Source organism: Cupriavidus nantongensis, assembly GCF_001598055.1.
GTDB classification, from domain to species: Bacteria; Pseudomonadota; Gammaproteobacteria; order Burkholderiales; family Burkholderiaceae; genus Cupriavidus; species Cupriavidus nantongensis.
The window spans coordinates 3951011-3970160 of the sequence record NZ_CP014844.1; the positions used below are offsets into that span (position 1 = coordinate 3951011).

The window sequence follows — 19150 nt, forward strand, 5'->3', positions numbered from 1 at the left end:
GCGCGCCCCGCGGTGCCGGTTCAGCCGGTGGCGGAATCGGTGGGTTCGGTGGCGAAGGCGAATTGCGCGCCGGCGCCTTCGCCCTGGCGCGACAGCACCAGCGTCGTGCCGGGCGGCAGCGCCATCTCGGCGGCGCACAGGTCGGCGGCGATCGGCAGCTGGCGCCCGCCGCGGTCGACCAGGACGCCCAGCGCCACGCGCGCGGGACGGCCGTAGTCGAACAGCTCGTTGACGGCGGCGCGGATGGTGCGGCCGGTGGCCAGCACGTCGTCGATCAGCAGGATGTTGCGCTCGTCCACGGCAAACGGCAGCGTGGTCGGCTGGGCCTGACTGTGCAGGCCCTTCTTGGCATAGTCGTCGCGATGGAAGGCGACGTTGATCACGCCGTGCTCGGGCAACTGCAGGTCCGCCGCCAGCCGCGCGGCGATCCAGGCCCCGCCGGAATGGATGCCGGCCACCGACCAGCGCGCGCGCTCGGCCTCGGGGATCAGTGCCTGCGCCTGCTCCAGCAGCTTGCGGTACAGCGACTCGGCGTCGGGAACGGAGATCTGCGTCATAGCGGGAATTGGTCGAAATACTGTTGCAGGATGATGCGCGCGGCCTCGGCATCGAGCTCGCCCCGGCGGGCGCCGGCCATCGACGCGGCTCGCGAGGTATAGCGCTCGTCCACCCATTCCACCGGCAGGCCGAAGCGGCCGTTGAGCTGGTTGCCGAAGCGCCGCGCCAGCTTCATCGAGGGTTGCTCGCCGCCTTCGGGGTTGACCGGCATGCCGACGATCAGCTGCACCGGGTTCCACTCCTGAATCAGAGCGGCCACGGCCTCGAAGCGGCCCTCGACGGTGATATTGGGGAGGATGGTCAGGGCACGCGCCTCGCGCGTGATGAAGTTGCCCAGCGCGACGCCGATCTTCTTTTCGCCGTAGTCGAATGCCAGGACCGTGCCGTCGCGGGGCAGTTCACGCCCCACGGCATCAGGCATGCCCGGCCTCGCCGGACAGCATGGTGAAGTCGATGCCCAGCAGCCGAATGGCGGCGGCAAAGCGCTCGTCGGGCGGCACGCTGAAGATGATCTCGGGATCGGCCTGGACCGTAAGCCAGCCGTTGCGGCTGAGTTCTTCCTCCAGCTGGCCGGCGCCCCAGCCGGAATAGCCCAGCGTCAGCAGGAAACGATGCGGGCCGCTGCCGTTGGCCACGGCTTCCAGCACGTCCTTGGAGGTGGTCATCTCCAGCCCGCCCGGCACGGCCAGCGACGAGACATAGACGCCGACCGGGTCGTGCAGCACGAAACCGCGCTCGGTCTGCACCGGGCCGCCGAAGTAGACCGGCTGGTGCGCCACGGGCTGGATCTCGAGCTTGAGGTCGATCTTGTCGAACAGCGTGGCCATGTCGATGTCGATGGGCCGGTTGATCACCAGCCCGAGCGCGCCACGCTCGTTGTGTTCGCAGATGTAGACGACGGAACCCGAAAAGGTCGGATCGGCCATGCCGGGCATGGCAATCAGGAACTGATTGGTCAGATTGATGGGTGCTTCGGGCTTCGCCATGCCTTGCATTTTATCAAATCGCCGGGGGTCTTCCGGAAAAGATTGGGGGGCGTTCCAGTGCAGCAAGGGGCGCTCCGCCGCGCGCCGTGGCCGCGGGCTGGATTACGCCTTGCCGGTCAGCGCGGCCAGTTCCTGGGCCGTCAGCCAGCGCCATTCGCCTTCGGCCAGCGCCGGTTCCAGCTGCAGGCTGCCGATGGCGCTGCGATGCAGCGCGCTGACGTGGTTGCCCGCGGCCGCGACCATGCGCTTGACCTGGTGGTACTTGCCTTGCACCAGCGTCAGCCGCAGGCTGCGTTCGCCGGTGATCTCGCAGGCTTCCGCCGCGATCGGCGCCGGCTCGTCCAGCAGCTGCACGCCGCTGCGCAGCGCCTCGGCCTGCTCCGCAGTGACCGGCTCGGCGGTGGTCACTTCATAGACCTTGGGCACCTTGCGCTTGGGCGAGGTCTGGGCGTGGATGAACTGGCCATCGTCGGTCAGCAGCAGCAGGCCGGTGGTGTCGTGGTCGAGCCGCCCCACCGCCTGCACCTCGCGCTGGCGCAGCGGCACCGGCAGCAGGTTGTAGACGCTGGGGTGATGGCGCGGGCGCTGCGAGCATTCATAGCCGGCGGGCTTGTTCAGCATCAGGTAGGCCTTGGTGCAGGCCAGCCACTCCTCCCCATCGACGGTCAGGCGCAGGCCATCCACGTCGAATTGCGCGCGCGGGTCTTCGCACAGTTCGCCGTTGACCTCGACCAGCCCGGCGGCGATCAGGTCGCCGCAGTACCGGCGCGTGCCAAAGCCCTGGGATTGAAGAATACGGTCGAGAGTCATGAGCTTCTGCAGAGAATGGGATTGCGGACTGGCGGCCGGCGGCATGCCGGCGCGGTACCGCTATGTTAGGGTATCGGCGCGATCGATCCGGCGTTGCACAAGCCCAGCGCCGGCAAACCCGTCAGACAGGCAAGCGAACATGCAGGCAGCGGCCAACCCGGCTACGTCCCGGCCACCATACCGGATCGGCAAGACCTTTGCGCGCGGGCTGGTCTGGTTCCGGCGCGACCTGCGCGCCACCGACCACGCGGCGCTGCATTATGCCCTGCGGCACTGCGCGCAGGTGTGGTGCGTGTTCGTGTTCGACCGCGACATCCTCGACCCGCTGCTCGCGCGCGGGCTGCGTGCCGACCGGCGGGTCGAATTCATCCGTGAATCGCTGGTGGAACTCGCCGGGACACTGGCCGCGGCCGGCGGCGGCCTGATCGTGCTGCACGACCGCGCGCGGACCGCCATCCCCGGGCTGGCGCGCGCCCTGGACGCCGAGGCAGTCTTCGCCAACCACGACTACGAGCCCGCCGCGAACGCCCGCGACGAAGCGGTGCGCCAGGCGCTGTCGGAACAGGCCTGCGCGCTCTTTACCTTCAAGGACCAGGCGGTGTTCGAGCGCGACGAGATCCTGAACGGCCAGGGCAAGCCGTTCTCGGTGTTCACGCCGTACAAGAACGCCTGGCTCAGGAGCGTGGAGCCGTTCGACTTGCGCCCCTATCCCGTCGACCCGTACTTGCAGGCGCTGGCCCCGGTGCCAGCCGCATACCGCCAGCCCGTACCGACGCTCGCGCAGCTCGGATTCGACGCCAGCAACCTCGCCGAGATCGCAATGCCCACCGGCGCATCCGGTGCGCAGGTCTTGTTCGAGGAATTCACCGAGCGCATGGGGGACTACGGCCGCCGGCGCGACTACCCTGCCCTGCGCGGCCCCAGCTACCTGTCGGTGCACCTGCGCTTCGGCACCATCTCGATCCGCACGCTGGCGCGCGCCGCGCACGCAGCCGTGCTGCGCGGCGGCGCCGACAGCGCGGGCGCCGCGGTGTGGCTGTCGGAGCTGATCTGGCGCGATTTCTATTTCATGATCCTGCACCACCATCCGCGCGTCGCCGCCGGCGCGTCGTTCCACCCGGCCTATGACGCGATCCGCTGGCAGGATGGCGACACCGGCGAGCGCTATTTCCGCGCCTGGTGCGACGCCGCCACCGGCTATCCGCTGATCGACGCGGCGATGCTGCAGATCCGGCAAAGCGGCTATATGCACAACCGCCTGCGCATGGTCACGGCCAGCTTCCTGGTCAAGGACCTCGGCGTCGACTGGCGCCGCGGCGAGCAGTATTTTGCCGACCAGCTCAATGACTTCGACCTGGCCGCCAACAACGGCGGCTGGCAGTGGGCCGCGTCCACCGGCTGCGACGCGCAACCGTGGTTCCGCATCTTCAATCCGGTGACGCAATCGCAGAAGTTCGATCCGCAGGGCCGCTTTATCCGCAAATACCTGCCGCAACTGGCGGCGTTGCCGGACAAGTACCTGCACGCGCCGTGGACCGCGCCGGAAGCCGTGCTGGCCGAGGCGGGCGTGCGCCTGGGCGACAACTACCCGCGCCCGATGGTGCAGCACGACGTGGCGCGCCAGCAAACGCTGCGGCGCTATGAAGCGGTAAAGCAGGTGGTGAAGCAGGAAGTGAAGGACGCCGGCGCGGAGGACTGAACGCGCCGGCCGCCGTGCCGCTCAGGCTGCCAGCATCGCGCTTTCGCGATAGTGGCGCTGCGCATCTTCGAAGCGTTCGGTTTCCTCGAACAGCCGCGCCAGCGCCAGGTGCGTGCGCACGCGCAGGCGGCGCTGCTGGTCGGGATCCGCATACTTGAGCGCGCGCTCGAAGCTGGACTGGGCCTTGCCCCACAGCTTCTCGCCCAGGCACAGCACCCCCAGCGTGTAGTACAGGTCGGCATCGGCGGGATGCGCGGCCAGCCATTTCTCGGCCTGCTGGATCTGCGGCAGCGCATGGCCCGGCACGGCGCAATCGGCATAGCGCAGCACCAGGCGGCTGTCCCAGTTGACCTTGAGCGCGTCTTCGATGATGCGGCGGGCCTCGTTCTGCCGGCCCAGCGCAGCGAAATAGCGCGCCGCCGGTTCGGCGATGCGGGTGGCGCGGCGCTCGTCGGCGGACAGCGAGCGCCAGAACTCCGACAACGCGTCGGCATCGTGGCGGCGCTCTTCCAGCATGGCTTCGACCGCCATCTGCTTGAGCCGCAGCGCCAGCACCGGATGCAGCGCGTTGCGCTTTTCCAGCGAGCGCGCCAGGCGCAGCACCTCGGACCAGTTCTTCAGGTGCTGGTGCGCGCGCAGCGCGATGCGCTGCACGTGGATCTGGCGCGCGCCCTGCGATTGCAGCTGGGCGATGGTTTCGAGCGCGCCGTCGGCATCGCGGGCATCGACCAGCAGCTCGGCCATCGACACCAGTCGCGCCTGCTCGCGCTCGGGGTCGGTCACCTGCGCCATCCAGGCGTCGCGCCGCTCGGTTTCCTGCATGCGGTGGGCGGCGCGCGCGCCGATCAGCGCGGCGGTCTGGGCCTGGTCTTCCCACGACTGGGCCTCGCGCGCGGCGCGCTCGGCGCGGGCGAAACGGCCGGCGAACAGGTTCTCGATCGACTCGCGCAGTGCCGCCTGGGCCTTGCTCATGCGGCTGCGCTCGCGGTAGGCGGCGGCGCGGCGCGGCATCTCGGCCAGATGGCGGATGGTGGACATCACCGTCCACACCACGAAGAAAATCAGCAGCAGCAGCGCCAGCGCCAGGTTCAGCGACAGCTCGACCCGGTACGGCGGATAGAACAGCACCACATTGCTGTGGTTGAACTGCGTGAACAGGGCCAGCCCGACGGCGCCGCCAAACAGGACCGCAACCCAGAACAGAAGGCGCATGGGCTTACTCCTTCTTCAGGGCCTGCAGCGCGCCCAGGCTTTCGGCCATGGTCGGCAGCTGCACCGAGACCGCGCCGGCCTGGGCCTGGCGCAGCAGCGTCAGCACGCCCTGCACGCGGCGCGACTTGGTATCGAAATAGCGGCCGATCATCGCCTGCGCCGCGGCCAGGTCGTTGCGGAACACGGGCTCGTTGCGCGACAGCAGCGCCAGGCGCGCATTGAGCAGGCGCAGCTTGACGTTCTCGCGCAGGAACCAGCCCTGGTCGCCCGACAGCAGCAGCGCCTCGGCATCGTCGACCTTGCGGATGCGGATCACCTGCGCCAGTTCTTCGCGCAGGTAGTCCCAGAAGCGGGTGAACCAGCCCGGGCCGGTGCCGCCGGCGGCGGCCGGCGCGCTGGCGCCATTGCCGTTATTGGCGGCGGCGCCCTTGCGGGCATCGGCCTCGCTGCGCTCGAGCATGCGCTCGCTCGACAGCAGCGGCAGCGCGTCGACCTGGTTGATGGCTTCGTCCAGCTTGATCGCGGCGCCGGTCAGGTCGGTGTCGGGCACCGCCTTCATGCGCGCCACGTCGCGCGCGATGGCCCGCCGCAGCAGGTTGTATTGCGGCTTGTCGGTGCGCGCCAGGCGGGCGTCTGCGCTCTGCAGCGCGGCCAGCGCGACCTGCACGTTGCCGGTCAGCTGCAACTGCTGGCCGGCGCTGGTCAGCAATTGCTGGATCTCGGCGATTTCCCAGTCGTCGCGGTTGCGCATCAGGTCCTGGTAGACCTGCTCCAGCGCCACCTGCTTGTCGCGGGTCTCGCCGACCTGGTTCTCGAGCGCGCCGACCTTGGCCTGCAGTTCCTTGACGGTGTCCTGCGCGTTGCGCGTCAGCACGCGCGACTCCTGCACCAGCGCGTCGTTGCTTTGCTGGCGCCGCGCCAGCTCGCCGGTCAGGTGGTCGACCCGCTGCTGCAGCCACCAGAAGCCGCCGGCGGTCGCTACCACCAGCACGGCGACCAGCGCCCATAGCGCGGCGGAGCGGCGCCCGGCGGGACGGGCAGCGCCGGCGTGGCCGGCGCCTTGCGGCGGCACCGCTTGCGCGGACTGCGCCGTGTGGACAGAGGCCGCGCCGGGCGGCGGCGTAGCGGAGGAGGACGTGGTTTCTTGCGTCACGCGTTCGACCTTCGTTGACATGGCAGGGACTGCGGCAGGCGCGCTGGCGGCCGGCGGCGTTGCTTCAACCGGCTTCGCGGCCGCCGGTGCGGACGGCGCCGGCAGGCTCGATGGCGCAGGACCAGCATAGGCATCGGCCCACTGCAGGCACGCCGCCAGCAGGCCGGCATCGCCGGGCGCGGCGCGCTGGATATGGGCGAAGCCCAGCGCCAGCGCCTGTTCGGCGATTCTCGCATGGGGCGCGATGCACTGCACCTGCCGCAGGGAAGCGTCTTCCTGGGGCGACAGATGCTGCCGTGCCAGCACGTCGAGGTTGCGTACCGCCTCGGAACTGGTTAGCAGCCAGGCGTGCGGGGCGGCGCCGGGACGCAGGTGGTCGCGCACGGCCTGCCATTGCATCGCAGTCGGTTCCGGCAGCGTGCGCTGGTAGGCCTCGACGGCTTCGACCTGGGCGCTGGCCTCGCGCAGGCGGTCGCCGAGCCAGTCGCGCCCGCCGTTGCCGCGGATGATCAGCACCGGCTTGCCGGCCAGCGCGGCGGCATCGAGCTGGGCCCACAGCGCTTCGGAATCGAAGCGCAGCGCCTCGGCATCGGGCACCGTATCGTCATGGCTAGTCCCGTTGGCGTGTGCGCCGGCGGGCGCGATCACGCGATACGCCGGTGCGGCGATGCCGCGCTCGGCCAGCGCGGTGACGCTGGCCGGACCCACCACCGCTACCGGGACCTGTACCGGCCAGCGCGCCACGGCCGCGCCCTGCACGCCGGCGAGCGCGTCCAGCGCAAAGGCGATCGCATTGGGACTGACGAACACCACCAGCGCGAAGGTGTCCAGCCGCGCCAGCGCCGCGCGCAGCGGCGCATCGTCAGCGGCCGGGCCGATCGCCAGCAGCGGGAAGCTGAGTACATCCAGACCGGCGCCCTGCAGGGCCTCGGTCAGTTGCCGGGACTGCCCGGCGGGTCGTGTGACAACGACGGTCGGGCGGGGCATCGGGCAGCCTCAGGCGGGAGATGGGGAAGCAGCGTCGCCCGAATCGGCCAGCGCGGCTAGGATCGACTCGGCGCCCTGCGCCAGCAGGTCGCTGGCGCAAGCGTGGCCCAGCGCTTCGGCGGCAGCCAGGTCGGCGGCCGGCCCGGCGGCCGCGGCGCGGATGGCGCGGCTGCCGTCGGGCAAGGCGACGAAGGCTTCCAGCCGCAGCTGGTCGACGTCCCAGCGCGCGTGCGCCGCCAGCGGGACCTGGCAGGAGCCACCCAGCCGGCGCGAGACGGCGCGCTCGGCGGTCACCGCCAGCGCGGTCGGCTGGTGGCTCAGCGGCGCCAGCCATTCGGCCAGTTCCGGGCGGGTGGAAAGGGTCTCGATCCCCAGCGCGCCCTGCCCCGCGGCCGGCAGCGATGCCTCGAGCGGGATCAGCGCGCGGATGCGCTCGCCCAGCCCGAGCCGCTTCAGGCCCGCGGCGGCCAGGATGATGGCGCCATATTCGCCGCGGTCGAGCTTGCCCAGCCGCGTGTCGAGGTTGCCGCGCAGCGGCTTGACCACCAGGTGCGGGTAGCGGCTGCGCAGCGCGGCCTCGCGGCGCAGGCTGGAAGTGCCGACCACGGTGCCGGCCGGCATCTCGTCGAGCGACGCAAAAGCGGACGACACCAGCGCGTCGCGCGGATCCTCGCGTTCCATCACCGCGGCCAGGGTGAAGCCCGGCGGCAGCTCCATCGGCACATCCTTGAGGGAATGCACCGCGAGGTCGGCCCGGCCTTCGTCCATCGCGAACTCCAGTTCTTTGACAAACAGACCCTTGCCGCCGACTTTCGACAGCGTACGGTCTAGAATCTGGTCTCCGCGCGTGGTCATGCCAAGAATGGACACGTCGCACGCGGGATAGTATTGTTGCAATGCAGCACGCACATGTTCTGCCTGCCACAGCGCCAGACGGCTCTCTCGGGAGGCAATGACGAGCTTTTGCGGAAGGTTGCGAGACACGACAGCGGTAGCGGAAGACGGGGTGGCGGACGACATGCGTCAATGGTAGCACGCGCCCCAATCGCCCCTCCGCACCATTAGATAAGCTTAGAGAAGCAAGAGGAGATTGCATGACGCAGCATGCTGCGCGGCCCAATGGTCGGAAGACCGCTGCGGCCGCCAAGGATTCGGCCGCCGCAAAAGGTGACGCAACCGGCGCACCCAGCGCGACCAGCGCCAAAGCGCCCCGCCCCGCCCCCCGCGCAGCCAAGCGCTCCCCCAAGCCCAGGCTTTCGATCGTGTCGAGCAACGGAACCACCATCGCCGCCGCCCCTGCCGGCCCCACCTCACGCCGCACCGCTGACAAGGACGTGCCGCTGCGCGAGGACATCCGCTTCCTGGGCCGCCTGCTGGGCGACTGCCTGCGCGAGCAGGAAGGCGACGCCGCCTTCGAGGTGGTCGAGACCATCCGCCAGACCGCGGTGCGCTTCCGCCGCGAGAACGACCGCGCCGCCGGCGCCGAGCTGGACCGGCTGCTCAAGCGGCTGTCGCGCGACCAGACCAACCAGGTGGTGCGCGCCTTCAGCTATTTCTCGCACCTGGCCAATATCGCCGAGGACCAGCACCATAACCGCCGCCGCCGCGTGCATGCGCTGGCCGGCTCGCCACCGCAGGACGGCAGCCTGCAGCACGCGCTGGAAAAGATCGATGCCGCCGGCGTCACCGGCAAGCAGCTGCGCAAGTTCCTCGACGAGGCGCTGATCGTGCCGGTGCTGACCGCGCACCCGACCGAGGTCCAGCGCAAGAGCATCCTCGACGCCGAGCGCGAAATCGCCCGCCTGCTGGCCGAGCGCGACCTGCCGATGACGGCGCGCGAGCGCGAGCACAACACCGCCCAGCTGCGCGCCAAGGTCACCACGCTGTGGCAGACCCGCATGCTGCGCGACGCGCGCCTGACGGTGGCCGACGAGATCGAGAACGCGCTGTCGTACTACCGCACCACCTTCCTGCGCGGCATCCCGCAGCTGATGAGCGAGCTGGAGGAAGACATCGCCGCGGTGTTCCCGGGCACGCGCAAGCGCAAGGGCACCGCCGGCGCCCCGGGCACGCAGGCGGCGCCGCTGGCGCCGTTCCTGCAGATGGGTTCCTGGATCGGCGGCGACCGCGACGGCAACCCCAACGTCACCGCCGAGACCCTGGAGCACGCCGCCGGCCAGCAGGCGCAGCTGATCCTCGACTGGTACCTGGACGAAGTCCACGCGCTCGGCGCCGAGCTGTCGATGTCGATGCTGATGGTCGACGCCAGCCCGGAACTGCTGGCGCTGGCCGAGCGCTCGCCCGACCATTCCGAGCACCGCGCCGACGAGCCCTACCGGCGCGCGCTGATCGGCATCTACGCACGCCTGGCCGCCACCTGCAAGGCGCTGAGCGGGCATGCCGCGACCCGCCGCCCGGTGGCGCCGGCCGAGCCCTATGACAGCGCCGAGGCCTTCGGCGCCGACATCCAGGTGGTGATCGACTCGCTGCGCGCGCACCACGGCCAGGCGCTGGCCAGCCACCGCATCGACGCGCTGGCGCGCGCCATCGCCGTGTTCGGCTTCCACCTGGCCTCGGTCGACATGCGCCAGGTCTCGGACGTGCACGAGGCGGTCATCGCCGAACTGTTCGCCGCCGCCGGCATCGCCCCCGACTACGCCGCGCTGCCCGAGCAACGCAAGCTGGAACTGCTGCTGGCCGAACTGCGCCAGCCGCGCCTGCTGACGCTGCCGTGGCACCAGTATTCGGAGCAGACCCGCAAGGAACTGGCGATCTTCGCCGCCGCGCGCGAGCTGCGAGCGCGCTATGGCAAGCGCGTCGCGCGCAACTACATCATCTCGCACACCGAGACGCTGTCGGACCTGGTCGAAGTGATGCTGCTGCAGAAGGAATCCGGCATGCTGCAGGGCACGCTAGGCAGCAAGACCGACCCGGCGCGCATGGAGCTGATGGTGATCCCGTTGTTCGAGACCATCGAAGACTTGCGCAACGCCGCCGGCATCATGCAGTCGCTGCTGGACCTGCCGGGCTTCGACGCGGTGCTCGCACACCATGGGGTCGAGCAGGAGGTGATGCTCGGCTATTCGGATTCGAACAAGGACGGCGGCTTCCTGACGTCCAACTGGGAGCTGTACAAGGCCGAGCTGGCGCTGGTGCAGCTGTTCCAGCAGCGCAACGTCAAGCTGCGCCTGTTCCACGGCCGCGGCGGCACCGTCGGCCGCGGCGGCGGCCCGACCTACCAGGCCATCCTGTCGCAGCCGCCGGGCACGGTCAACGGCCAGATCCGCCTGACCGAGCAGGGCGAGATCATCAACAGCAAGTTCGCCAACGCCGAGATCGGACGGCGCAACCTGGAAACGGTGGTCGCCGCGACGCTGGAGGCCTCGCTGCTGCCGCAGCAGAATGCACCGAAGGACCTGGATACCTTCGAGGCGGTGATGCAGCAGCTGTCCGACCGCGCCTTCACCGCCTATCGCGACCTGGTCTACGAGACTCCCGGCTTCAAGGACTACTTCTTCGCCACCACGCCGATCACCGAGATCGCCGACCTGAACCTCGGTTCGCGCCCGGCCTCGCGCAAGCTGATGGACAAGAAGAACCGCCGCATCGAAGACCTGCGCGCGATCCCGTGGGGCTTTTCGTGGGGCCAGTGCCGGCTGCTGCTGCCGGGCTGGTACGGCTTCGGCAGCGCGGTGCGCTCGCTGCTCGACAGCGCGCCGGACGACAAGGCGCGCAAGCAGGCCGTCACCACGCTGCGGCGCATGGTCAAGACCTGGCCGTTCTTCTCGACGCTGCTGTCGAACATGGACATGGTGCTGGCCAAGACCGACCTCGCCGTGGCCTCGCGCTACGCCCAGCTGTGCGACGACGCCGCGCTGCGCCGCAACGTGTTCAACCGCATCAGCAAGGAATGGCACCTGACCTGCGACATGCTGGCGCTGATCACCGGCCACCAGGAACGGCTGGCGGACAACCCGCTGCTGGCGCGCTCGATCAAGAACCGCTTTGCGTATCTCGATCCGCTCAACCACTTGCAGGTGGAACTGCTCAAGCGCTTCCGCTCGGGCAAGGACGGCGATGACATCCGCGTACGGCGCGGGATCCATCTGACCATCAATGGGGTGGCGGCGGGGTTGCGCAATACGGGTTGACAGGCCAACCCAGCCTCGGCCAAAAAGAGCGGTTTTGGATGCTCCAAAGCCGCCCGACCTGGCCCAAGCAAGGTATTCTCCCTCTCCCCTCACGGGGAGAGGGCCGGGGTGAGGGGCGGTTTGATTAGGAACCCCATCAAGCAAGGCCAACGGTGTTAACCCACCGGCCTCAGCCTTTGACGCTCCTGCCCTCACCCCCTGCCCCTCTCCCGCGCGCGGGAGAGGGGAGCAAACCCCTGGCAAGATTCGACAGCCGCCTCACCCCACAAACGCCCCCGGAACCGGATCTTCACCCAGCGCGTGCAGCAGCACCGCCCAGTGCATCGCCTCGTCGCCAAGGATGCTGCCGGCCGCGCGCGTCAGCTCGCGGTTGTAGAAGTTCGGCAGCACGCCCAGGTAAGCTGAAGTGGCGCCCTTCTCGAGCCCGGCCGCAAAGCGCAGCACGTCGGCCTGCGTCTTCAGCTTGTCGGTCGGAAACTCATACGCTGACGCCTTCTTTGCCACCACCGGCGTGCCGCCCAGTTTTGACACCGTCCCCGCCAGCACCTGCGCATGCGCCTTGTGGTGGTCCTGGAACTTGACCGCGGTGGCCAGCACCGGTTTCTGCAGCAGCCCGCTTTCGGCGCCGACCTGGTAGGCCGCGATCGCCTGGTATTCCAGCCCCAGCGCGGTGTTGAGGATATTGATGTCGTCCTTGGTACTGCCCGATTGCGTCTGCGCCCACGCCGGCATCGATTCGCCGAGCGTGATGACGGCCAGCGAGCCCAGCGCGAACAGGCCGGGCGCCTTGAGCAGCCCGCGCCGGCGCGCGTCCGGCAGGGTGACGATGGTGCCGGGCTCGCGCGCCGGCGTCTGTGACATGCGGTCCATGGTGTGCTCCTGTGAGGGATGACAACGTGGCGCCCCTGGGACGGGGTGCCTGGCTTGCGCCTGTCAGCATCTACGCAGACGCCGCGCGTTTGGATGCAGCGCTACCTATAATCCGGCAAAGCCTCCTTGCAAGGACCCGTCCCGGTGCCGCCCTCCCCGCAGCCGTCCTATGCCGCGCCCGCCAGCCCCGACCGGCTGGAGGAGCTGCTGCAGGCCGTCGCCGTCGGCGAGCGCCAGGCACTGCGCGCAATATACGACCTCACCGCGACGAAACTGTTTGGCCTTGCGCTGCGTATTACCGGCAGGCGCGATTGGGCGGAGGATGTCGTGCAGGAGAGCTTTGTCAGCATCTGGCACCACGCCGGCGACTACCGGCCGGAGCTGGCCGCGCCGATGACGTGGATGACCGCGATCGTGCGCAACCGCGCGCTCGACTGCCTGCGCCGCGCGGCGGCGGCGCGCGTGCCGCAGACCGCCGAACTGGACGAAGACCTTGGCGCATGGCTGGCCGACGACGCCGCAGGACCGGCCGAACTGGCGGAGGCCAGCCAGCAGGCGCGCGCGCTCAACCGCTGCCTGCAGCGGCTGGAGCAGCCCCAGCGCCAGGCGATCATGCTGGCCTACCTGCAGGACCTGAGCCACGCCGAGCTGGCCGAGCGCCTGCGCGCGCCGCTGGGCACGGTCAAGTCCTGGATCCGGCGCGGGCTGGAGCGGCTGCGCAGCTGCATGGAGGGCATGGCATGAAGCTGGCCAGCCATCCCGACCTGCTCGACCGGATCGCCGCCCAGTACGCGCTGGGCGTGCTGCGCGGCGGCGCGCGCCGGCGCCTGGAGCGGCTGGCGCATGAAGAGCCGGCGGTGCGCGCGGCGATCCACCGCTGGCAGGCGCGCCTTGCCGGCGTGGCCGAATTGCAGGCGGCCGCCGAGCCGGTCGACAAGGTCTGGTGCGGGATCGAGGAACGGCTTGGCTGGAAGGCGGCGGAGGATCGCAGTCCTTCCGGGGCAGCCCGCGCCCCTGCCCCTGGCGCCGGCAGCTGGTGGCAACGCCTGTGGATGGCGCCGGTATTCTGGCGCGGCGCCGCGGCGGCGATGGCGGTGGTGGCGGTGCTGGCCATCGGCATCGGCATGCAGCTGGCGGGCCAGCGCGACGCGGCGCCCGCCGACGTCATCGCCGTGCTCAACGACGACCGCGCGCAGCCGGCCATGCTGGTGTCCTGGGACGCCCTCAGCGGCGATCTTGTGGTGCGCCGGCTGGATCACCTGAAGCTGGAAGACCAGCAGGTGTTGCAGCTGTGGGCGCTGCCGGAACGCGGCAAGCCGCAGTCCCTGGGCCTGATCGGCCGCGTGCCGCAAGCGCGGCTGGCGCTGGCGCAGCCGCCGACGGCGGTGCCGGCGCTGGCGGTCAGCATCGAACCGGCCGGCGGCTCGACCAATGCCGAGGGGCCCAGCGGTCCGGTGGTGTTCAAGGGGCCCGTGATCCACAGCCGGCCCTGAGCACCGCCCCGCCGTCGCGGCCCGCACCGCCAGCGTGCCGCCGGGCGATATAATCGCCGTTTCCCAATTTTTCGCGCCCGCCGCCGTCCGCACGCCGGCCGCCTGCCGCGCGAGCCACTGCAGCCGACGTCCATGTCCAACTCCCAACTTGCCAAGAAAGGCGAAGCCTGGTCCGCCCGCTTCTCCGAACCGATGTCCGACCTGGTGAAGCGCTACACCGCCTCGGTGTTCTTCGACAAGCGCCTGGCCCTGTTCGACATCCAGGGCTCGCTGGCCCACGCGGCCATGCTGGCAAAGCAGGGCATCATCGCCGAGGCCGACCGCGCCGAGATCGAGCGCGGCATGGCGCAGATCAAGGGCGAGATCGAGGCCGGCAGCTTCGAATGGAAGCTGGACCTGGAAGACGTCCACCTGAATATCGAGGCGCGCCTGACCGCGCTGGTGGGCGATGCCGGCAAGCGCCTGCACACCGGCCGCTCGCGCAACGACCAGGTCGCGACCGACATCCGCCTGTGGCTGCGCAGCGAGATCGACAACATCATCGTGCTGCTGGGCGCGCTGCGCACCTCGCTGCTCGACCTGGCCGAGCAGCACGCCGACACCATCCTGCCGGGCTTCACCCACCTGCAGGTGGCGCAGCCGGTCACCTTCGGCCACCACCTGCTGGCGTACAACGAGATGTTCACGCGCGATGCCGAGCGCGTGGCCGACTGCCGCAAGCGCGTCAACCGCCTGCCGCTGGGCGCCGCCGCGCTGGCCGGCACCAGCTACCCGATCGACCGCGAGTTCGTCGCGCAGCAGCTGGGCTTCGACGGCGTCTGCCGCAATTCGCTCGATGCCGTCTCGGACCGCGACTTCGCCATCGAATTCTGCGCCGCCGCCGCGCTGGTGATGACCCACGTGTCGCGCTTCTCGGAAGAGCTGGTGCTGTGGATGAGCCCGCGCGTGGGCTTTATCGATATCGCCGACCGCTTCTGCACCGGCAGCTCGATCATGCCGCAGAAGAAGAACCCGGACGTGCCCGAACTGGCGCGCGGCAAGACCGGCCGCGTCAACGGCCACCTGATCGGCCTGCTGACGCTGATGAAGGGCCAGCCGCTGGCGTACAACAAGGACAACCAGGAAGACAAGGAGCCGCTGTTCGATACGGTCGATACCGTGGTCGACACGCTGCGCATCTTCGCCGACATGGTGCCGGGCATCAGCGTCAAGCCCGAAGCGATGCGCGCCGCCGCGCTGCAGGGCTATGCCACCGCCACCGACCTGGCCGATTACCTGGTGAAGAAGGGCCTGCCCTTCCGCGACGCGCACGAGGCCGTGGCCCACGCCGTGCGCGCCTGCGACGGCCGCCAGTGCGACCTGGCCGACCTGACCGTGGCCGAGCTGCGCGAGGTCTCCGGCCTGGGCGACCAGGCCGCGCTGATCGGCGACGACGTGCACGCGGTGCTGACGCTGGAAGGCTCGGTCGCGGCGCGCAACCACGTCGGCGGCACCGCGCCGGACCAGGTGCGCGCGGCCATCGCCGCGGCCCGCACCGCGCTGAACGGCTGACTGTCGTTCCCCGGATAATCCGGCAAGCCGCAACGGGAGCGCAAAGCTCCCGTTTTTCTTTTCTGTCCGCCGGCGCGCCGACGACTGTTGCTGACTGTTGCGAATTGCATGAAGCGGACGCGGCCGCGCGTCGATTTCTCCTCCGCGAATATCGAATCAGCGTGGCATGGCCGGCGAATCTGCACATAACTGGTGCAAATCCGCCGGAAAATGTGATGCACTGGGGATTCACCCTAAAGATGCGGGGCCGCCGACGCCGTAGACTAACGCGCCACCCCTGTATCCCCCATCCCTAGGACGATCACATGTCTTCCCTTATGAGGATCTCGCGGCTTATCGACGCCGTGAATGCTTTCATCGGGCAGTGGGCGAAATGGCTGGTCCTGCTGGCCGTGCTGGTCTGCGCAGGCAACGCCATCATTCGCTACACCTTCAGCATCAGCTCCAACGCCTGGCTCGAACTGCAGTGGTATATGTTCGCCGGCGTGTTCCTGCTGGGCGCCCCGTACACGCTGCGCCGCGACGAGCATGTGCGCATCGACGTGATCGCCGGCCGCTTCTCCGAGCGCACCCAGGTCTGGATCGATATCTTCGGCATCCTGTTCTTCCTGCTGCCGATCTCGCTCATCATCCTCTGGCTGTCGATCCCCTACTTCTGGCTGTCGTACGCCGGCCATGAAATGTCCGGCAATGCCGGCGGCCTGATCCGCTGGCCGGCCAAGTTCCTGATCGTGGCGGGCTTTGCGCTGATGATCCTGCAGGGCCTGTCGGAGCTGATCAAGCGCTTCGCCTACCTGAAGGGGGACCTGCCGTTCTCGGCCTTCCGCAAGCACGCGGTCGACCCGGCGCTGGAGATCGCCGCGATCGCGCAGGCCAACCAGACCGCCGCGTCTGAAAAACGATAAGAGGCGCGCACGATGACGCAATTCCTGATTGCGAACATGGCACCGATCATGTTCGCCTCGCTGGTGGTATTCCTGCTGTCGGGCTTCCCGATCGCCTTTGCGCTGGCCGCCAACGGCCTGCTGTTCGCCTTCATCGGCATCGAGCTGGGGATGCTGCCGCCCGAGCTGCTGCAGGCGCTGCCGAGCCGGCTGTTCGGCATCATCGAGAACGATACGCTGCTGGCGATCCCGTTCTTCACCTTCATGGGCCTGATCCTGGAACGTTCCGGCATGGCCGAGGATCTGCTCGACACCATCGGCCAGCTGTTCGGCCCGATCCGCGGCGGCCTGGCCTATGCGGTGATCTTCGTCGGCGCGCTGCTGGCGGCGACCACCGGCGTGGTGGCGGCCTCGGTGATCTCGATGGGGCTGATCTCGCTGCCGCTGATGCTGAAGTACAAGTACGACCGGCGCCTGGCCTCGGGCGTGATCGCGGCGTCGGGCACGCTGGCGCAGATCATCCCGCCGTCGCTGGTGCTGATCGTGCTGGCCGACCAGCTCGGCCGCTCGGTGGGCGACATGTACAAGGGCGCGTTCGTGCCGGGCCTGGTGCTGACCGGGCTGTACATGCTGTATGTGCTGATGGTCACGATCATCAAGCCGTCAGCCGCCCCGGCGCTGCCGCTCGAGGCGCGCACCTTCCGCGAGCCCAGCGGCAAGAGCGGTGCCGCCTCGGTGCTGGTGCTGACCGGGCTGGCGGTGGGGGTCGGCGTGGCAGTGGACAAGCTCTACAAGCCCGAGGCGCCGCTCGACGAGCGCCTGGTGGTTTCGGTAGGCGCGGCGATCCTGTTCGCCTTCGTGCTGGCGGTGATCAACAAGACGCTGAAGCTTGGCCTGCTGTCGCAGATGGCGGAGAAGGTCACCTTCGTGCTGATCCCGCCGCTGGCGCTGATCTTCCTGGTGCTCGGCACCATCTTCATCGGCGTGGCGACGCCGACCGAAGGCGGCGGCATGGGCGCGCTCGGCGCGCTGATCCTGGCCATGGTCAAGCGCCGCCTCGACCTGGGCCTGACCAAGCAAGCGATGGAAGCCACGCTCAAGCTGTCGGCCTTCGTGATCTTCATCCTGATCGGCGCGCGCGTGTTCTCGCTGACGTTCTACGGCGTCGACGGCCATATCTGGGTCGAGCACCTGCTGACGGCGCTGCCCGGCGGCCAGACCGGCTTCCTGGTGGCGGTGAACGTGCTGTTCTTCCTGCTGGCGTTCTTCCTGGACTTCTTCGAGCTGGCCTTTATCCTGGTGCCGCTGGTGGGGCCGGTGGCGGACAAGCTCGGCATCGACCTGATCTGGTTCGGCGTGCTGCTGGCGGTGAACATGCAGACCTCGTTCATGCACCCGCCGTTCGGCTTCTCGCTGTTCTACCTGCGCTCGGTGGCACCGCGCGAGGTCAAGACCTCGGAAATCTACTGGGGCTCGGTGCCGTTCGTGGTGATTCAGCTGGTGATGGTGGCGCTGATCATCGTCTTCCCCGGCCTGGTCAGCACCGGCACGCAGAAGGCCCAGGACCGCAGCATCACGCGCGACCTGAACATCGACCTGGAAGGCAGCAGCGCCAAACCCGCCACGCCGGGCTTGTCGATTCCGGGCCCGGGTTCCGCGCCGGCCGAGTCCGGCTCGCTCGAATTGCCGACGCAGCCGCCGGCGGAAAGCGAATCGGCCGCGCCGCAGTTCGAGTTCGAGAAGAAGAAATAAGCCTGCCCGAGTGGCAGTCTCAGGCAAAGCCGACAGGCCCCGCAGCGATGCGGGGCTTTTTCATTGCGGCGTGGCTGTGCCCGAGTCGCCCGGGGCGAGGCATTGCGCCAGGAACTCGACGGTGGCCCGCACCGCGGGCAGCTGCCCGCGCCGTGCCGGCAGCAGCAGCGTGGTGGTCACGCTGCCGGCGGTCCACTGCGGCAGCACGCGCGCGAGTTGGCCGGCCGCCAGCGCCGCGCGGCACAGCTCGTGCGGCAGCGGCACGATGCCCAGTCCCGCGATGGCCGCGCCGAGCAGCACGGTGGATTCGTTGACGGTCATGCGGGGCACCGGGCTGGCTTCGGCGCGTTCGCCCCGCGGCCCCCACAGGCGCCACGTGCCCGCGGCGGCCCCGGTCAGCAACCCGTCGTGGCCGGACAGCTGCGCGGGCGCTTCCGGCGTGCCGCGCCCGGCCAGATAGCCGGGCGACGCCACCAGCACGATGTCCTCGACGGCAAGCTGGCGTTGCACCAGGCCGGAGTCCGGCAGCGGCGCGAAATGGCTGCGCACGGCGATATCGAAGCCTTCCTGCACCAGGTCGACCATGCGGTCGGACACCTCCAGCTGCACGTGCAGGCGCGGATAGGCGCGCGCCAGCGCCGGCAGGTGCGGCGCCAGGTAGCGCTGCGCGGTGGGCACCGCCGCGGTGATCCGCACCGTGCCGCTGGGCTCGGCCACGCGCCGCTGCACCGCCTCTTGCGCGGCCTCGGCTTCGATCAGCGCGGCATGCGCGTGATCGTAGAAGTCCCGGCCGGCATCGGTCAGCGTGAAGCTGCGCGAACTGCGGTACAGCAGCCGCGCCTGCAGCGCCTGCTCCAGCTCGGCCACGCGCTTGCTGACCGTGGACTTGGGCACGCCCAGCGCCCGCGCCGCGGCGGCAAAACCGCCATGGGTCACGGCGACGACGAAGAAGCGCAGGTCATTGAGGTTGATCATCGCAGGCAAAGTCTATGAGTGTGGACGATAGGTAGAATTTTTGCCTACTACTCACGCAAAGTCCATGTA

General features: G+C 69.3%; 16 protein-coding genes. 7 read left to right on the top strand and 9 right to left on the bottom strand.

All coding sequences use genetic code 11. The features are described 5' to 3' along the window. Nucleotides 1-20: 20 nt before the first annotated feature. From pyrR to A2G96_RS18305, 4 genes are all read right to left on the bottom strand, one after another. Nucleotides 21-557 carry a bifunctional pyr operon transcriptional regulator/uracil phosphoribosyltransferase PyrR gene (pyrR, locus tag A2G96_RS18290; RefSeq protein WP_062801497.1) on the bottom strand — a complete coding sequence of 179 codons (537 nt, stop codon included), beginning with the start codon at nt 555-557 and terminating at the stop codon, nt 21-23. After that, nucleotides 554-979 (bottom strand): Holliday junction resolvase RuvX, encoded by a 426-nt coding sequence (gene ruvX / locus A2G96_RS18295; RefSeq protein WP_010813827.1) that lies wholly within the window; start codon nt 977-979, stop codon nt 554-556. The genes pyrR and ruvX overlap by 4 nt, the downstream gene beginning before the upstream one ends. Beyond that, nucleotides 972-1544 (bottom strand): YqgE/AlgH family protein, encoded by a 573-nt coding sequence (locus A2G96_RS18300; protein ID WP_025583981.1) that lies wholly within the window; start codon nt 1542-1544, stop codon nt 972-974. The genes ruvX and A2G96_RS18300 overlap by 8 nt, the downstream gene beginning before the upstream one ends. A 102-nt stretch (nt 1545-1646) precedes the next feature. Continuing rightward, nucleotides 1647-2354 carry a pseudouridine synthase gene (locus A2G96_RS18305; RefSeq protein ID WP_062801498.1) on the bottom strand — a complete coding sequence of 236 codons (708 nt, stop codon included), beginning with the start codon at nt 2352-2354 and terminating at the stop codon, nt 1647-1649. Nucleotides 2355-2493: 139 nt separating this feature from the next. On the opposite strand from A2G96_RS18305, the gene A2G96_RS18310 reads away from it, so the two are divergent. Further along, complete coding sequence (locus A2G96_RS18310; RefSeq protein ID WP_062801499.1) at nt 2494-4053, top strand: cryptochrome/photolyase family protein; 1560 nt, start codon at nt 2494-2496, stop codon at nt 4051-4053. 21 nt (nt 4054-4074) lie between these two features. Here the strand turns inward: A2G96_RS18310 and A2G96_RS18315 are convergent, their stop codons facing one another. Genes A2G96_RS18315 through hemC form a run of 3 tightly spaced genes read right to left on the bottom strand, consistent with a single transcriptional unit; the run spans nt 4075 to nt 8425 of the window. Then, nucleotides 4075-5265, bottom strand: a complete 1191-nt coding sequence (locus A2G96_RS18315) for a heme biosynthesis protein HemY (protein WP_062801500.1) — start codon at nt 5263-5265, stop codon at nt 4075-4077. 4 nt (nt 5266-5269) lie between these two features. Continuing rightward, nucleotides 5270-7405 carry a fused uroporphyrinogen-III synthase HemD/membrane protein HemX gene (gene hemDX, locus A2G96_RS18320; RefSeq protein WP_062801501.1) on the bottom strand — a complete coding sequence of 712 codons (2136 nt, stop codon included), beginning with the start codon at nt 7403-7405 and terminating at the stop codon, nt 5270-5272. Nucleotides 7406-7414: 9 nt separating this feature from the next. Further along, on the bottom strand, nt 7415-8425 hold the full coding sequence (hemC, locus tag A2G96_RS18325) for a hydroxymethylbilane synthase (protein ID WP_062801502.1): 1011 nt from the start codon (nt 8423-8425) through the stop codon (nt 7415-7417). A 74-nt stretch (nt 8426-8499) separates the two neighbouring features. On the opposite strand from hemC, the gene ppc reads away from it, so the two are divergent. After that, nucleotides 8500-11556, top strand: coding sequence for a phosphoenolpyruvate carboxylase (gene ppc / locus A2G96_RS18330; RefSeq protein ID WP_062801503.1), 3057 nt, complete (start codon nt 8500-8502; stop codon nt 11554-11556). Nucleotides 11557-11814: 258 nt separating this feature from the next. On the opposite strand, the gene A2G96_RS18335 is transcribed toward ppc, so the two are convergent. After that, nucleotides 11815-12426, bottom strand: coding sequence for a ferritin-like domain-containing protein (locus A2G96_RS18335; RefSeq protein ID WP_062801504.1), 612 nt, complete (start codon nt 12424-12426; stop codon nt 11815-11817). Between the two features lie 144 nt (nt 12427-12570). On the opposite strand from A2G96_RS18335, the gene A2G96_RS18340 reads away from it, so the two are divergent. From A2G96_RS18340 to A2G96_RS18360, 5 genes are all read left to right on the top strand, one after another. After that, a complete protein-coding gene (locus A2G96_RS18340; RefSeq protein WP_062801505.1) occupies nt 12571-13170 on the top strand; it encodes a sigma-70 family RNA polymerase sigma factor in 600 nt (199 codons plus the stop codon). Then, nucleotides 13167-13919, top strand: coding sequence for an anti-sigma factor (locus A2G96_RS18345; protein WP_062801506.1), 753 nt, complete (start codon nt 13167-13169; stop codon nt 13917-13919). The genes A2G96_RS18340 and A2G96_RS18345 overlap by 4 nt, the downstream gene beginning before the upstream one ends. 132 nt (nt 13920-14051) lie before the next feature. After that, nucleotides 14052-15470, top strand: coding sequence for an argininosuccinate lyase (argH, locus tag A2G96_RS18350; RefSeq protein ID WP_062801507.1), 1419 nt, complete (start codon nt 14052-14054; stop codon nt 15468-15470). A 305-nt stretch (nt 15471-15775) separates the two neighbouring features. Continuing rightward, nucleotides 15776-16375, top strand: coding sequence for a TRAP transporter small permease subunit (locus A2G96_RS18355; protein ID WP_062801508.1), 600 nt, complete (start codon nt 15776-15778; stop codon nt 16373-16375). 12 nt (nt 16376-16387) lie between these two features. Then, on the top strand, nt 16388-18106 hold the full coding sequence (locus tag A2G96_RS18360) for a TRAP transporter large permease (RefSeq protein ID WP_062801509.1): 1719 nt from the start codon (nt 16388-16390) through the stop codon (nt 18104-18106). A 60-nt stretch (nt 18107-18166) separates the two neighbouring features. Here A2G96_RS18360 and A2G96_RS18365 read toward each other — a convergent pair whose 3' ends face one another. Beyond that, nucleotides 18167-19081 carry a LysR substrate-binding domain-containing protein gene (locus A2G96_RS18365; RefSeq protein ID WP_062802241.1) on the bottom strand — a complete coding sequence of 305 codons (915 nt, stop codon included), beginning with the start codon at nt 19079-19081 and terminating at the stop codon, nt 18167-18169. Nucleotides 19082-19150: the final 69 nt, after the last annotated feature.